Origin of the sequence: Seonamhaeicola maritimus, assembly GCF_008056315.1 — a bacterium.
In the GTDB taxonomy this organism is placed as follows: Bacteria; Bacteroidota; Bacteroidia; order Flavobacteriales; family Flavobacteriaceae; genus Seonamhaeicola; species Seonamhaeicola maritimus.
Genome location: NZ_VRKQ01000010.1, coordinates 122,619 through 140,414 on the forward strand (window position 1 = coordinate 122,619; position 17,796 = coordinate 140,414).

At 33.8% G+C, this 17,796-nt stretch carries 10 protein-coding genes; 1 reads left to right on the top strand and 9 read right to left on the bottom strand.

The window, feature by feature from the left end:
* Positions 1-75 precede the first annotated feature (75 nt).
* From FUA22_RS08635 to FUA22_RS08675, 9 genes are all read right to left on the bottom strand, one after another.
* A complete protein-coding gene (locus FUA22_RS08635) occupies positions 76-1,716 on the bottom strand; it encodes an alpha-amylase family glycosyl hydrolase (protein WP_147767566.1) in 1,641 nt (546 codons plus the stop codon).
* Positions 1,717-3,591 (bottom strand): alpha-amylase family glycosyl hydrolase, encoded by a 1,875-nt coding sequence (locus tag FUA22_RS08640; RefSeq protein WP_147767567.1) that lies wholly within the window; start codon positions 3,589-3,591, stop codon positions 1,717-1,719.
* Between the two features lie 4 nt (positions 3,592-3,595).
* Complete coding sequence (locus FUA22_RS08645; protein WP_241664794.1) at positions 3,596-6,028, bottom strand: glycoside hydrolase family 31 protein; 2,433 nt, start codon at positions 6,026-6,028, stop codon at positions 3,596-3,598.
* A complete protein-coding gene (locus tag FUA22_RS08650) occupies positions 6,021-6,986 on the bottom strand; it encodes an alpha/beta hydrolase (RefSeq protein ID WP_147767569.1) in 966 nt (321 codons plus the stop codon). Before FUA22_RS08650 ends, FUA22_RS08645 begins: the two co-directional genes overlap by 8 nt.
* Positions 6,987-6,988: 2 nt before the next feature.
* Entirely contained in the window at positions 6,989-8,932 is a 1,944-nt protein-coding gene (locus tag FUA22_RS08655; protein WP_147767570.1) for a glycoside hydrolase family 13 protein, read from the bottom strand.
* 22 nt (positions 8,933-8,954) lie between these two features.
* Complete coding sequence (locus FUA22_RS08660) at positions 8,955-11,261, bottom strand: glycoside hydrolase family 65 protein (RefSeq protein WP_147767571.1); 2,307 nt, start codon at positions 11,259-11,261, stop codon at positions 8,955-8,957.
* Positions 11,262-11,268: 7 nt separating this feature from the next.
* Positions 11,269-11,928, bottom strand: coding sequence for a beta-phosphoglucomutase (gene pgmB / locus FUA22_RS08665; RefSeq protein WP_147767572.1), 660 nt, complete (start codon positions 11,926-11,928; stop codon positions 11,269-11,271).
* 4 nt (positions 11,929-11,932) lie between these two features.
* The gene (locus FUA22_RS08670) at positions 11,933-13,429 is read right to left on the bottom strand and encodes an MFS transporter (RefSeq protein WP_147767573.1); all 1,497 of its coding nucleotides are present in this window, start codon (positions 13,427-13,429) and stop codon (positions 11,933-11,935) included.
* 113 nt (positions 13,430-13,542) lie between these two features.
* A complete protein-coding gene (locus FUA22_RS08675; RefSeq protein ID WP_147767574.1) occupies positions 13,543-14,637 on the bottom strand; it encodes a LacI family DNA-binding transcriptional regulator in 1,095 nt (364 codons plus the stop codon).
* Between the two features lie 247 nt (positions 14,638-14,884).
* Here FUA22_RS08675 and FUA22_RS08680 point away from each other — a divergent pair, with 247 nt between their 5' ends.
* Complete coding sequence (locus FUA22_RS08680; RefSeq protein ID WP_241664795.1) at positions 14,885-17,794, top strand: SusC/RagA family TonB-linked outer membrane protein; 2,910 nt, start codon at positions 14,885-14,887, stop codon at positions 17,792-17,794.
* The last annotated feature ends 2 nt before the right edge of the window (positions 17,795-17,796 follow it).

The window sequence follows — 17,796 nt, forward strand, 5'->3', positions numbered from 1 at the left end:
TCGTTAAAAACAAGACTTCATAACACTAGAAATGTTACATCCAAATATGTTAAATTTTAAATAGAAATGATCTATTTATTTCTCTAAAAGAACAATATTAAAGTCTGAGTTTATAATAATATTTCCTTCCTTCACATATACATGCTGATTAGAATAGGCATCATGAAGTTTTTGACCATTTTCGAATGTATGTGAAACATCAATTTTCTTTTTACCCTTTGGTAAATCTAACCCGACAATTACCTTATCATGAAAATCATTCTTAACAAAACTTCTTTTGAAAACAAATGGTTCTTTTGAAAGCATTTCATGAGCCCCAGCTCCAACAGCCGGATGATTAGCTCTAAACTGACCAACTTTTGTCCAATGCCTTAATACGTCTTTATTTTTCTCAATATCTTTCCAATTCATAAAAGATCGATAGTTGGCATCTCCATTTGCTCCGTCTACATGAAGCACTCGTCCAGATTCATCTCCATAATACACTTGTGAAGTACCCGGAGCTAACAATAATTTGTTTGCTGTTTCATAAGACTTCGTTCTGTTTGCATCAAAGGGATCATGATCATCGTGAGAGCTTAAATAATTTAAAACACCAAAGCCTTTCAACTCATTTTGCAAAGCACTATTATATTTATCAAACATATCTTGAATTGACATTTGAGCAGCATTCCACTTAAATTCAAAATTGATTTGACTTGTGAATCTATTGTCATAATAGTTCACCTTTTTGTCTCCAAAATCGAAGTACTTCCCACCACTTATACCATAATTATAAACTTCTCCAACCAAATAGAAATCATTTCCATCTAAAACCTTATCTGGATTTGCTTTTTTATATTCAGTAAAAGCATAATCACATTCAGTTTTAAATTCTTGCCAAACAAATTCCTCGGTATGTTTTACAGTATCACAACGGTAACCATCTATTCCAAATTCGGTGATATAATCTGTCAACCATTTAATGATATAAAAACGTGGCGCTCTAGGATAACCTGTTCTCTTAAAAAATGCATCTATCTCTTTTACTTCCTGCTCATAACGTCCTTCTTGTTTCCATTTTTCAACCAATTGAGGTGGTAAATCTACAGCCTCATTAGACTCTGTTTTAACATCAGGTAAATTATCTACCAATGTGCAGGTTATGGTAGACGCGTACGAATTATGCTTACAAGCAGGACCTGTTCTAACCCAACCTTCCGGCCAAACAGGGTCTTTTTCGGTAACCGGACCTGTATGATTAATAACTGCATCCAATAAAACTCTTATTCCCTTTTTGTGAGCAGCATCTACTAATTGATGTAAATCTTCTTTTGTTCCATAATTAGGGTCAATTGCGGTCCAATCTTTTGCCCAATACCCATGAAAACCATACGTGACACCAGTTCCTTCATCTGTACTTCCGTGAATTTGCTCTACAATAGGCGTCATCCAAATCGCATTGATTCCTAAATCATTAAAATAACCTTCGTCTATTTTTCTTGTAATTCCTTTCAAATCGCCCCCTTCAAAACCACGAAGTATGGCAGTTTCATTAGTTCTATCAAAATTAATATCGTTAGATGTATCTCCATTATTAAACCTGTCCGTTAACAAAAAATAAACATTGGCACCTTCCCAAACAAAAGGTATTTCTTGCTGCACCTCTATTTGTCCTTCCTTTTCTTTACAGTTTATAAAAAGGATACCAACCACTAATAATAAAAGTTTCTTCATTTATTTAATCTTTAAAATGAACGATTCCAAAGGCTTAATTTCCATATTAATAATTCCCTTAGAATCTTCAATATTCAAACTTGAAGAATACTGATTGTAAAGTTCATCATTAGTATTAAAATTACCATCTTCCATCTGCCATTTTTTAATCACATTTTCTGGAATTTCTAAATTGAAGTTATATGTGTTTGTGTCATCAAAATTTGAAATTATGATTAATTTTTCATCAGTACTCCAACGCACAAATGACAACACTTTATCATTATAACCCTCAGTATTATTACGATTGTATAAATGAATATCTTCATAATTACTTGCAAGTGCAGAACTATTAATAGTGAAATTTAATAATCTTTTATAAAAATCTCTAAGTGCCTTTTCTTCTTCTGTTGATTTCCCACCATCAAACTGTTTATCATTTACCCATTTTTGTAAGGTTGGCACTCCTATATAATCAAAAATTGAGGTTCTTGAAGGTTTTCCAAAACCTGCATTTTCACTACCATCTTCCCCAACCTCTTGAGCAAAATAAATCATAGTTGGCGAAGTACTAATAGTTGCCGATACCACCATAGCCGGCTTTCCTTTGTCTGGGCTCCCTGCAAACTCAGGACTTGCAATTCGTTGTTCATCATGGTTTTCTAAAAAGTGAAGCATATGATGTTCTATATCTTTTAGCCCTTCCTGAATTGGCGGGATATTATCTGTTTTTCCATGGCCTTGCATTACGTGCTTGATGGTGTCATAGAGCTCAACTTTATCATACAGATAATCCATTTTCCCCTTTTTGATATAATCTCTATACAAACTTGGATTGTAAACTTCCGCTAATAAAAAGGCATCTGAATTTTTAGTTTTAATACTTGAATTCATATAACTCCAAAATTCAACTGGAACCATTTCAGCCATGTCAAAACGGAAACCGTCTACCCCCATATCTAACCAATACAGAGCAATGTCTTTAAACTTATCCCATGAATTAGGAACAGTTTTATCTTGCCAAAACTCAAAGTGTTTTCTGAAACCTTCATTCTCGTATCCTTCTGGTAATTCATCAAAATCTTTTTTACCATCAGGTGAAATACCATAATTAACTTTTACTGTTTCGTACCAATCATGAAAATTTGGTTGACTTAAACGAGACCCATTACCTGTCCATTTAGCAGGATTTTCATCAAACTGCCTATCTGACAAGGGGTGATTATCGCCTCCTAAAGGTTTATAGTCTCTTTCAAAAACAGGCACTTTAAATGATTCTGCAGGGTTGTAGTAAAAATTATTATCTACGCGATAAGCTACCGATTTATCATCATTAGCACCAAAATCATTCACACCATCCGGATTGGTTAACCCCTGATAATTTCTAGCGACATGATTTGGCACAATATCTATTATAACCTTTAAACCCGCCTTATGAGATCGCTCAATAAGTGCTTTAAACTCTTCTAATCTATTAGCTGGATTTTCAGCTAAATCAGGATTTACATTGTAATAATCTTTTACTGCATAAGGTGAACCAGCTCGTCCTTTTACTACATCTGGGTCATCATTAGATATACCGTATTCTGTATAATCTGTTATCACATCATGGTGTGGTACTCCTGTATACCAGATGTGAGTCACACCTAAATCTTTAATTTCCTTTAATGCCGTATTAGTAAAATCATTAAACTTACCAACGCCATTTTCCTCAATGGTTCCCCAAGGTTTGTTGTTATTATTTGTATTTCCAAAAAGGCGTGTAAACACCTGATACACCACTTGCTTCTTCTTAAAAACCACCTTAACTTCAGGATGTGATTCTTTTCCTTTCTTTTTACAACTATAAATCATTGTAACTGCTAAAAAACATGCTAAAACAATAGTTTTGTTCATGATGCTACTTTTTAAGTTTTATTTTAATTTCGATTTCTTCTGAAGTATTCCACTTAATTGGAACACTCATCGTTTTAGTTTTATTATTCCAATTAATCAACGCTTTTTTCCCATTAACCCTGATACGTTTTGGCTGTTTTTTGACATTATGTATTATCAAATTGATGTTTTTGGATTCAGTGTTAAATCTATCTCCTATTTCAGCCTCAAATTCTATTTCTAAACGTGAATTCTTGAATTCAGATTTGAATTCGATAATCTCATAATCACCTTTCTCTAATGCTTCAGGGGTTTTCCCATCATCGTTATAATATTTCTGCTCGCTTTCTCCAACAGAAGCATCTAAATAATAATGAACGTCTAAATTATTAGCATCATATTCCTTAGTGGATTGTATAGGTTTTGACATTAGAATGAATGCTCCCGCTCTCACATAGGTTGGAATAGATTTTTTGTTTAAGCCAACGCCTTTTGTTTGCCCTCCTTCAATAGATTCATTTGAATAAAAATCGAACCAAACAGCATTTTTAGGAAAGTATACTTCTTGCTCTTTTTGCCCTTGATATAAAACCGGAGACACTAAAATATCATTCCCCCATAAATAGGTTTTGGAATAATTAAACAATTCTGCATTATCCGATTCCTCAAAAAATAGTGGGCGCATAAATGGCTTACCAAATTGATTGTTTTCATAAACCAAATTATAATTATAGGGCAGCAATTGGTAACGCAATTCAATGGCTTCTTTAGCCAAAGCCTTTGCTTCATCACTTCTAAAAACAGGTTCACTTGGCACTTCTTCTTGTGCATGTGGACGGTATATTGGTTGAAAAACCCCATATTGCAACCAACGTACATAAAGTTCATCATCTAGATTTGCTCCTGCAAAACCTCCTAAATCTGAATGCATATATGCCAACCCCTGCATACCCATTTGTAACGCTATTTCTGGTTGACTTTGCAGTCCACCCCAGGTTCTGTTAACATCACCAGACCATGGAATCATTCCATATCTTTGAGACCCGGAATATCCAGCACGCATTAAAATAAATGGTCTCTGGTTTGGATTTACTTCTATATTTGCTTCATAAACTAATTCTGCCCAATTATGACCATAAATATTATGCATTTCATTGGCAGTTCCAGAAGCATGTAATAAGCCTTCAGGGTGCACTTCTGGTTCTCCTAAATCTCCCCAAAATCCAGTTACCCCAAAATCAGCTAAATCTTTATAGATATTTTTAAACCATTGCTCTCCTTTTGGATTATAAATATCTATGAGACCAGTATTTCCGAAATAGAAATCAAAAGTAAAGGGGTTTCCAATTGAATCTTTTGATAAAACATTTTCTTCTACAGCTTCCTTCCATTTCCCAGATGTTGTTAAAACAAAGGGCTCTGTAATTAAAATGGTTTCTACATTTTTATCCCGAAGATTTTTAATCATTTGTTCGGGATTAGGAAATGAATCTCTATGGAATTCTAAATTTCCCATTGTACCCGTAATTTCCTTTCCAAACCAATACAAGTCTAAAATAACGGCATCTACAGGAATTTCATCTTCTTTAAATTTAGAAATGGTGTTCTCCGTTTCTTTTTGTGAATGATAACCAAACCTACTTGAAAAATTACCTAAAGCCCAACGTGGAGGCATAGGTTGTTTTCCTGTTAAATTGGTATAATTATTAACAATATCATACCATGAATCACCTACAATAACTTGATAAGTTTTCCTGCCAGAAATAGTTTCATAAGTAAGCGTATTAACACCTTTACTATCCAAATCTAAATAACCAACTGGTGCATTATCGAAATGAATCATGTATTGTTTTGATGACAAAACAATTGGCAAAGTAAAATTCATAAGCTCACTTTTAGTTTCATAACCGTAATGAGCCTTGTTGAACAATGGTAATTTATTTCCTCTTCTGTCCATTCCAAGTGCCCTAGCACCACCACCATAAAGCACCTCATCAGATGATAAATTGAATTCTATCTTTTCGGTTGTTTTAGCAGTAATATTATCATGCACCAAATCAATTGGTTTATGAACAGATTTAAAGTAACCTCGTTTTTCAGAAATTAAGGACTTCCCTTTGTTTGAATAGGATATTTGGAAAGGTTGCTTTTGAATAGTAACACCTAAATCCTTTGAAGAAATTATAATATTTGACCCATCATCAATACTTGAGGTTTTTACATCTTGCTGGGTAAAGACAACTGCATGCGACTCTTCTTTAAATTTCTCCTTTTTTGGAATAAAAGTAGTCTCAAGTATTTCTGGTGTGTAGAAATGAATGCGATATTCCCCATCACTTACTTTTACAATAACGTGATTTTCTTTTTCAATAAAGGCTTCAAATTTTCTGTTTTCATTTTGCCCAAACGCAAAAATTCCAACAAAAAACACTATTAAACCTATTAGAAATCTATTCATTTTCATTGCCTAATAAAAAAGTTAACGGAATATCTAATCTTGCCCCCCATGAAATTTCAGAATGATCTGTTCCAGGAAACTTAATGTTATTTATATGCCCCTTCCCTTTAATGACCTTATCTGCTTTATCTTGATATGTTAAATACTTTTCATCTAAGGTTTTATCTCCATAATCAAAATACAGCTTATGGTTTTTGCTATCTGGCAGATGCAATTTCATATAATCAAAAAAGGCATCAGGAATACCATTATCAATATTATCATAAGTACCTATCCAATGGGTAGACAGACAAGCGGCTCCTCCGAAAACATTAGGATATTCGCTAATTGCATACATGGAAATCAAACCTCCTCTACTGGATCCCATCACAAAAGTGTTATCCTTATCTGTTAAACAACTATAATGAGTATCTATAAACGGCTTCACCTCTTCAACAATAAACTTAAGGTAATCATCAGAATTGATGGTATTTATCCATTTATGACGCCTACCTACTTCGGTTAATGAATCCTTATCCTTTTTGCTCATGGCGTTGAAAACCTTTTCAGGAAAATAATTAGAGTTCCTTAACTCCCTAATGTTCCAAATACCAACAACAATAAAATCTTTCACTTTATCTTCATTCATAAGCTTTGACGCCCACTCATCAACTTTCCATTCCTGCTTGTTCCATGTTACTGTACTATCAAATAACATCTGTCCGTCGTGCATGTATAACACCGCATATTTTTTGTCTTTTGAATAGTCTTCTGGTAACCAAACATCGACTGGACGGGGTTTAATGTAATTTGATTTAAGGCTATCTATTCTAAATAACGAACCACTTGATAACATGATGTTTTCAAGTTTATAGATTTCTACATCAATAATCTTGCTTGCTGTAGAAACATCTTCCTTTTTAATATTTTTACAAGACAAAAAAGTTAAAAGGAAGCAGATTGCTATTAACCGTTTCATATCTAAAACTTAGTGGTTAAAATCATACTCCCTTTTTCATTTAACTTTAACATATCACCCCAAACTATAGTCTCGTCGGTAATAATATTTTTTAAAGTTTTTCCGTTAAGATCTATTTCATTAAACCTGGGCAAATCCAAGTTTGTTACACCTTCATTTTTATTTATGACATGTACTACCGTTTCATCTCCAAGGATTCTAAACAGAACATAAACGCCATTTTGAGGCGCAAAATGCATGGTTTCGCCATTGTGTATTGCTTTACTGCTTTTTCTATAATTAAGAACCTTACGTAAAAATGATTGCATATCTTTTTGATCTGCCGTTAGGCCTTCACCTGTAAATGCATTCACTTCATCACCTTTCCAACCACCAGAAAAATCGGTTCTTATAAGGCCATGATCACCTGGGTTATCAAAATCATCCATTAGTATTTCCGTACCATAATAAACCTGAGGGATTCTAGGTAAGGTAAGCAGATAACTTAAAGCTATTTTAGTATTTATTTTATCACCTCCCAATTGTGTAAATATGCGACTCATATCATGGTTATCAGGAAAAATTAATAAATCTTTTGGATTTGCATAATGAAAATCATTAGCTAAACCTTCATAAATTTTAACTAAGCCTTTGTCCCAAGCCTCATTTTCATTCAAAGCATCGACAATGTTTTGCTGCATAGGAAAATCCATTACGGATTTTAAATCAGAATCATAACCATCTTTATTAATGGCTCCTTCTTGCCAATAACTTATAACTAGTGGATTATAACTCCATTGTTCTCCAACTATACTAAAGTTTGGATACTCGGTCATAATAGCTCTTACCCAATTACTCATAAAATGTTTATCTGGATATGGATAAGTATCTTGACGAATACCCCCTAAATTGGCAGTTTCAACCCACCAAATACTATTTTGAATAATATATTTAGCCATAAATGGATTACGTTGATTTAGATCTGGCATTCCAGAAACAAACCAACCATCCGTCATGTCTTCCTTATCTACTTGAGAAGCATAAAGATCTTGGTTAGAAGTTCTTCTATGGCTTGAAGTTTTAGTAACTAAACCATTCCAATTTTCCTTGTTTTTTTCATAATGTGCCTGGTAATTTACCCAATCCTTAAATGGCAAATCTTTCATCCACCAATGCTCTAAACCGCAATGATTAGCCACCTGATCCATAACAAGTTTCATATCTTTATCTGATAATTTAGATGATAATTCAAGATACTCTTTCATAGTACCAAACCTTGGATCAATCTCATAAAAATCAGTCATGGCATAACCATGATAAGAACCTCGTGGCATATCATTAGTTAATAATGGACAAGGCCAAATAGCCGTAAAACCCATATCATGAATATAGTCTATGTGATTAATGATTCCTGCAATATCACCACCATGACGTTTGTAACCATCTGTTCTGTCAATTGTTGTTTCGTTTAAAGTCTCAACAATATCATTTTCCGGATTCGCATTTACAAACCTATCAGGAGTGATTAGATATATAGCGTCTGAGCTATCAAAACCTTTGTATTCTTCTGGTGATTTTTGTCTAGCCTTGAGCTCATATGTATGTGTTAAACTCTCTCCGTTTTCAAAAACAAACTCAATATTGAATTTCCCTGCTTTTGTGTTTTCAGAAATCATTAAATCAATAAACAAATAGTTAGGGCTATCTGCCTTATGAACTTCTCTTATAGTAACACCAGAATAATTAATTTTAGGAGTAGCTTTTGAAATTTCTTGGTGCTTTACCAAAAGTTGTAGTTCTTGATTTTTAAACCCAACCCACCAGTTAAGAGGTTCTATGAGTTCAATATCATAAATTTCTGTAACAGATTCACTCGGTGTAATATGGGGTTCTTGCGAATTATTTTGTTTACAGGAATACCCCATAAACAATATAATAATTGCTAATAGCTTTAATAATCCTTTCATCTGGTTTTTTATTAGGTTTTGGTTATACAGTTACCAAATTATCAGGTGTAATAGTCACTGGATTATCGTTCACCAAAATTTGTGTTTCATGATCGCTTTCCAATTCAAAATTGGTTGCATCTTGAGATACATTTACTTTTATAATAGTATCTCTAAAGTTTACTTTAAACGAATAGCCTTTCCATTGTTTCGGGATTTGAGGCTTAAAAGACAACATATTATCTTTTATGCGCATACCACCAAAACCTTCAACAATACTCATCCAAGTTCCCGCCATAGATGTAATGTGTAAGCCTTCATGCACTTCGTGATTGTAATCATCTAAATCTAATCGAGATGTACGTAAATAGAAGTTATAAGCCTGTTCCATTCTTCCTAGTTGAGCAGCCTGTATACTATGCACACAAGGCGACAATGAACTCTCATGAACCGTATAAGGCTCGTAAAAATCGAAGTGACGTTCTAATTCTTCATTTGTGAATTGGTCTTCAAAAAAGTAAAATCCTTGAAGAATATCTGCTTGTTTAATATAAGGCGAACGTAAAATCCTATCCCATGACCAATGTTGATTAATTGGCCTTTGAGAAGCATCTAATTCTGATACTGATATTAACTCCTTATCTAAAAAACCATCTTGCTGTAAATACACATGGTGCTTTTGAGAATATGGAAAATACATATTATCAGCTACTGCTTTCCAAAGAGCCATTTCACCTTTAGTCAGGGCTACTTTTTTTGCAATTCTTAAAAAGTCTGACTGATATCCCGCATCTACCTTTTCTATACATTCAAGAGCATAATTAATACACCACTGTGCTAAATAGTTTGTATACCAGTTATTATTTACATTATTTTCATATTCGTTTGGTCCCGTAACCCCTAGAATAACATATTTGTTTTTATCTTTTGAAAACGTAGCTCGTTGTTGCCAAAATCTGGCAATTCCAATTAATACTTCTAATCCTTTTTCGGGGATATAACTATAATCTGCGGTATATCTGTGATAATTAAAAATAGCAAAAGCAATGGCTCCATTTCTGTGAATTTCCTCAAAAGTAATCTCCCATTCATTATGGCATTCTTCTCCATTCATAGTTACCATTGGGTACAATGCAGCCCCATTAGTAAAACCTAATTTTTCAGCATTTTCAATGGCTTTTTCTAAATGATTATATCTATACTCTAATAGTTTTCTGGCCACTTCTTGATCTTTAGTTGCCATATAAAATGGAATACAATAGGCTTCAGTATCCCAATAGGTACTACCACCATATTTTTCACCAGTAAACCCTTTAGGGCCGATGTTTAATCTTGAATCGGTTCCTAAATATGTTTGATTTAATTGGAAGATATTAAAGCGAATACCTTGTTGAGCTTTTACATCTCCATCTATAGTAATATCAGCACGTTCCCAAATACTGGCCCATGCCTCTTTTTGCTTTTCTAAGAGTCCCTCAAAACCAAATTTTATGGCCTCTTTTAATACTTTTATTGCTGCTGAAACCAACTCTTTTTTGTCATGATTTCGGTCAACGGTGTACCCACCATATTTTGTAATGGTAAATGTATCCCCTTTCTTTACACTCTGCTTATAATCAAACGAAATGTAATTAGAATCTACTTGAACTTTTGGCTCAATAGCAACTTGTTTACCATTAACATATAATTGAGACTCCATATACGTACATATATGAAAATCTGTTTTCATTGTTTTAGCCTCAATAAACCCTTGATGGTTCTTGTGACTTACCCCTGAAACATCCCAAAACTTATCATCCCAATTGGTATCTTTATTAGTTATACCATTATCTAAATAAGGTTGAAAAGTAATTTCAGCATCAGAATTAACTGGTATAATGCTAAATTGAATAGCTCCCAATTCATCCAATTCTAAGCTCAAAAAACGTTTTGTAGTTACTTCTACGGTAACACTATTTTGAAGTGTTGCAGTAAAGTTTCTAGACAACCATCCTTCCTTCATATTAAGCTCTCTTCTAAAACCTCTTAATTGTTTGCAAGTGTTTAAATCTAGAGATTCTCCATTTACCAACACATTTACCCCAATCCAATTTGGTGCATTTAACACTTTAGCAAAATACTCAGGATAGCCATTTTTCCACCATCCTACACGAGTTTTATCTGGGTAATAAACGCCGGCAATGTAACTTCCTTGAAAGGTTTCTCCAGTATAAGTTTCTTCAAAATTCGCGCGTTGCCCCATGGCTCCATTACCTATACTAAATAAACTCTCAGAAGATTCAACTCTACTAGGGTCAAAGCCTTCTTCTATGATTGACCAGTTATCTGGTTTTATATAATCTTGATTCATTGTTCTCTCAATTTAATGTCACTAACTTTTCGAAAAAGTCACTAGGGACTTCAGTCAAGTTGTTAAAATTGTAATCTGCTTCCTTTAAGGTGTTTTCATCCCCTATCCCTACGGAAATCATGTTAGCATTTTTTGCAGCTTCAATACCAGCAATGGCATCTTCAAAAACGACACATTGTTTTGGTGTTAGATTAAGCTTTTCAGCTCCAATTAAAAACACCTCAGGGTCTGGTTTTGCCTTTGAAACACTATTACCATCTACAATACCAGCAAACCTATCATATAGCCCGATTTGTTTTAGAATTAAAGGTGCATTTTTACTTGCAGAACCTAGCACGTACTTAATACCTACATTATCTAAAGCATCTAACAGTTCTGAGGCACCAGGAAGAATTTCATTCGCCCCCATTTTTGTTATATAACCTAAATATTCCTCATTTTTACTTACCAGATATTCTTGTTTTTTTTCTTCGGAAATACTAATATTTCCAATTCCTAATAAGATTTCTAACGAGCGCACTCTACTTACACCTTTAAGTAACTCATTATGTTTCTCGGTAAATTCGAATCCCAAATCATCTGCAAGCTCTTTCCAAGCTAAATAATGATATTTAGCAGTGTCTACAATGACACCGTCTAAATCGAATATAACTCCTATCTTGTTCATTTTTCTAATCAGTTATTTTATCTGTCACTCTTAATGTCAATAAACCTGCAATAATCATGGATACTCCACCTACAACTAATGCATAAATTGGTTCACTATTAAAAAAGCTATTAAGCATAAACCCAAGTAATGAGGCAGCTACAATTTGTGGTATTACAATAAAGAAATTGAATACTCCCATGTAATATCCCATCTTGTTTGATGGAAGTGCTCCTGTTAACATAGCATATGGAATTGAAAGAATTGAAGCCCATGAAATACCAACACCAATCATTGATATTAATAGGTAATCTGGATTTCCTACAAAATAATATGATATCAACCCTAAACCTCCTAAAGTAAGACAGATTAAATGTGCCCATTTTCTACTCGTATATTTTGCCAAAACAGGAATTAAAAATGACACCAATGCTGCCACCAAAAATTTAATCCCCATTAAAACCCCAACCCAATCAGCACCTTCATTATACAGACTTGAAGTAGTATCAGAAGTACCATAAATATGGCTTGTAACCCCTGATGTTGCATAAATCCACATTGAAAACATGGCAAACCATGAAAAAAACTGAACAGGCGCTAGTTGTTTCATTGTCTTTGGCATTCGCAGTAAATCAGTCATTATACTAACAAACCCATTATTTGCATTTGCTCTTCTTAAGAAAGCTGCAAGAATAAATAGTAAACCAACAAAAGCAATACCAACAGTTAGAATATAAAGGTCCTTTTTAAGATCGTAAAAAACAATCGCCATTGTTGCTAATAGGCCAATAACCATCATTACTAATCCGGTTCTAACCTGTTTATTTGTACTTACTTCAATTTGGGATTCCTCTTCCCCTTCAACATGATTAGCTTTCTCAAACGCCTCAAATTCTTCAGGAGTATATTCCTTTGATCGAACCACAGTCCAAAGCACCGCTAAGAAAAAGGCGGCGGCTCCAATATAAAAAGAATACTTAACAGTATCCGGTATAACTCCTTCGGGTGCCGTATCACTTATATTAAACCAATTGGAAAACACATACGGTAAAGAAGACCCCACAAAACCACCAATTCCTATAAAAAAGCTTTGCATAGCAAAACCTAAAGTTCTTTGCTTATCAGATAAATTATCCCCAACAAAAGCCCTGAATGGCTCCATGGTAATGTTTATTGATGCATCCATAATCCACAATACGCCAATTGCCATCCATAATATTGGAGAATTGGGCATTAAACATAAGGCAATTGATGCCAAAATAGCCCCAGCTAAGAAATAGGGTCTACGTCGACCTAATTTTTTATGCCAAGTCCTATCACTAAAGTATCCAATTATGGGTTGAACTATTAACCCAGTTACAGGAGCTGCTAGCCAATAAACAGCAAGTTCATCTACTTGTGCTCCAAGGGTTTCAAATATTCTGGAGGTATTAGCATTTTGTAATGCAAATCCGAATTGGATTCCTAAGAAACCGAAACTCATGTTCCAAATTTCCCAGAAACTTAATCTACGCTTTTCCATTAAATAGTATGTTTAAATTAATACTATTTGATAAGCGATATATACTTATCAAAACTTATGTGAGAAGTGAAAATATAAGTTTTGATTTCGCATCAAAGATATAGAAAAGATTTTTATTCTTCCAAATAAATTTTTGATTTAGTAGATTCTCTCTCAATAATTTCGGTCTCAATTACCATCTTTATAAAGTCCTTTTTACGGTCTGTATTTACTATGTAAGAATCCTGTTCAGCATCCTCTGCTTCAAGCCTGTCAATAAGCAAATTTGCTGACTGTTCGCCAATTTTTTGACCATGCTGACTAACGGTTGTCAAGCTTGGTGTGGCGTGCTTTGAAAGCACCCCATCTGTAAATCCTATAACCTGAATATCATCTGGAATATTTAACCCTAATTTTCTAGCAACTTTCATTGCTGTAACGGCATAAAGCTCGTTTACGGCAAACACCCCATCAATGTTTTTATTCATTCTGAAAAAGGTTTCTATTTCATTTTCAAGAATCTCTAAATGATTTTCAACATCCAAACTATCATCAATCTTTAAAATCAGGTTAGGCTCTGCCTCAATCTCATTTTCTTGTAAAGCTTGTAAATACCCTTGGGTTCTTAGTCTACCAACACTTACATAGTCCATTGTAGTGATTAATGCTATATTTTTACAATCATTTTCAATAAGTTTTTTCACGGCCTTAACCGCGCCTTTCATATCATCAACAATCACCTTATCACAATCTACCTCAGCAACAACCCGATCAAACATCACTATTGGCATTCCTTGATCAATAGTAGCATTAAAATGATGATAATCCTGTTTCAATAATGTTTCCTTAGAAATGGATAGAATAAAACCATCAATACTACCCCCAGCAAGTAGTTCCATATTGATAACTTCTTTGGTAAATGATTCATTCGACAAGCCCACAATTACGTTATAACCTCTTCTATTAGCAACTCTTTCAATACCTCTAATCACTGTTGAAAAGAAGTGATGTACTATTTCGGGAATAAGGATCCCAATTGTCTTAGTCTTTCTATTCTTTAAACTAAGGGCAATATTATTGGGACGATAGTTATAAAGTTTAGCAAAGGCTTGAATTTTCTGTGTAGTATCTTCACTTATTTCTTTGCTTCCACTCAAGGCTTTTGAAACAGTAGAAACCGACACGTCTAATTCTTTGGCAATCTGTTTTAATGTAATTTTTCTCTTCATGTGCTAATAATCAGTTTAGTAGGGAAATTGCATTTGTAAAGTTAAATATAAACATATTAAAACAACTGCTCAAATATTAGGTTTTCTTAGTTTTTCGACTAAAAACTAAAAAGTTGTCAACACGAAAACGTTTTCGCTAGGAATTTCGTAATTCTAAATTCTTTGTTTACAGTTTCTTTATCTAGTTTTATCCTCGAGAAGTGAAAATATAATTGACTAACTAGACATTAATTTTAAAAGTTATTGTATGAAAACAACAATGAATAGGTTACTACTTTTTATATTTTTTGTGCCAATTGGAATATTTGCACAATCTATAGTAAAAGGAACGGTAACAGAAAAATCAACAGCTATTCCTCTACCTGGAGTAAATGTTGTTATTAAAGGTACAACTACAGGAACTGCTACAGACTTTGATGGCAACTATCAGATTGAAGCTAACAACGGAGACATTTTAGTCTTTACTTACGTTGGCTATCAACCTATAGAAGCTACTTTTACTGGTCAAGCAAATCTGAATGTTGAATTAACCGAAGATGCTGCCCAATTGGATGAGGTTGTAATTATTGGATATGGTTCTACAACTAAAAAGGACGCTACCGGTTCTGTAGAAGCTATTACATCTGAAGATTTTACTAAAGGAAATATTGTAACTCCTGAAAATCTTTTAAGTGGTAGAATTTCTGGTGTTAGTATTACAACAAGTGGTGCTCCTGGTTCCGGTTCGCAAATTAGAATTCGTGGTGGCTCCTCAATTTCGGCATCAAATGACCCGCTAATTATTATCGATGGTTTACCTATTACTAATAACGGCGTAGGTGGATCTAGAGGTGTTTTAGCAAGTATCAATCCTAGCGATATTGATTCGTTCTCGGTTTTAAAAGATGCTTCAGCTACAGCAATATATGGTTCTAGAGCTGCCAATGGTGTTATAATTATTGTTACCAAAAAAGGTAAATCAACGTTTAGTGCGACATTAGACTCTCAATATAGTTTTGGAGAATTAACCGACAGAATAAACGTTTTCAATGGGAATGATTATAGAAACTTAGTAAGGTCTCAACCAATTAACGGAACTACTCTAGACGAAAGTCTTTTAGGTGGTGCCAACACTAATTGGCAAGATGAGATTTTTAGAAATACGGTATCATCTCAACATAACCTATCTTTACAGGGATCACTTTTTAAAGCAATTCCAGCAAGATTTTCTTTTGGACTTACAGATCAAGAAGGTGCGCTTTTAACTTCAACATTTGAGCGTAGAAACTTAGGTTTAGCATTAAACCCTAGCCTTTTTGATGATCACTTAAAAATTAACATTAACGCAAATCTTTCTTTTGAAGATAACAGGTTTGGTGATTCAGGTCAAATAGGGGCTGCCTTAAGATACAACCCTACTAAACCTGTTTACGACCAGTCTTCTCCTTTTGGAGGGTTTTATCAACATAGAAACGGTTCTATAGTTTCTAACGGAACAACAAACCCAGTAGCTTCATTATTACAAACAAATAACTTAGGTGATTCTAACAGAAGCTATGGAAATATAAATTTTGATTACAAATTCCATTTCTTACCAGAATTAAGAGCAGTTGTAAATATTGGTTATGACAATATTAAAGCAAAAACTATTAATTCTTCTTCTACTTTGGTTGCAACCAATGATGATGTTAAAGGTAATTCTTCATTAGGTTTTCAAAAAAGAACCAATGAGTTGCTAGATGGTTATTTAACTTATAATAAGGAATTTGACAAATTCAGAACTGAGTTTACCGCTGGTTATTCTTATCAAAGATTCACAAATGAAGGTGATAATACAGGAAACAAAAGAGACCCTCTTAGTTTCCCTTCTACCTTTGCTGATCCAGACGTAGTATTAATTGGTTACTTTGGTAGAGCAAACTTTACTTTATCAGACAAATACTTGGTAACGCTGACATACAGACGTGATGGAACATCGCGTTTCAGTGAAAAAAATAGATGGGGTGATTTCCCTGCAGCGGCAGTTGCTTGGAATATTAGCGATGAGGACTTTTTAAAAGACTCTAATGTAATTTCTAACTTAAAATTAAGAGCTGGTTACGGTATTACAGGGCAGCAAGATGTTGGTGAAAAAGACGTTTTCTTAAACCGTTATAGAGCAGGTGACCAAAATTCTCAATACCAATTTGATAATGTAGTTATCCAATCTTTAATTGCATCTGAAATCAACCCAGATTTGAAATGGGAAGAAACTTCAACACTGGAATTTGGTATAGATTATGGTTTATTTAACAATCGTGTGTCAGGATCATTAAATTTATTCCAAAAGAATTCTAAAGATTTATTGTTTGTTGCTGCTGTCGCAGATGGCGCAAATTTCTCAAACAGCGTAGTTCAAAACATTGGTGAGTTACAAATTCAAGGTATTGAGTTTTCTACCAACGTAGATGTCATTAAAAAAGACGATTTAAGCATAGACTTTAATTTCAATGCTACTTTTTTAGATAGAGAAATTCAAAACTTAGCTTTGGGTCAAGACGTAAGAACTGGTGGTATTGCAGGCGGAACAGGTAATAACATTCAATTACATAGAATTGGAGAAGCGCCAAACTCATTTAGTGTTTACAAACAATTATATGATGTTGCTGGAAACCCAATTGAAGGTGCTTATTTAGATACTAACGGAGATAATGTTATAAATGATGACGATAGATACTTAAAAGAGAATCCTGGAGCAGATGTTATTCTAGGTTTCCAATCTAATATCAATTACAAAAATTTCGATTTAGCATTTAACATGAGAGCTAACTTAGGTAATTATGTCTATAATAATGTTAACTCTTCGAACGCTCAATTAGAGAGACTTCAAGATAATGCCGTATTAGGAAATTTGCCTACATCTGTATTAAATACAAATTTTGTACGAACATCAGATGTGATTATCTCAGATATTTATTTAGAAGATGCTTCATTCTTAAAAATGGACAACATTACTCTAGGATATACATTTAATGATGTATGTAAAGGATTAAAAAGTGTGAGACTTTGGGGTGGTATACAAAATGTATTCACCATTACTAACTACACAGGTTTAGATCCTGAAGTATTTAATGGAATTGATAATTTGATTTACCCTAGACCAAGAACAATTTTGGCGGGAGCTAATTTTAAATTTTAAAA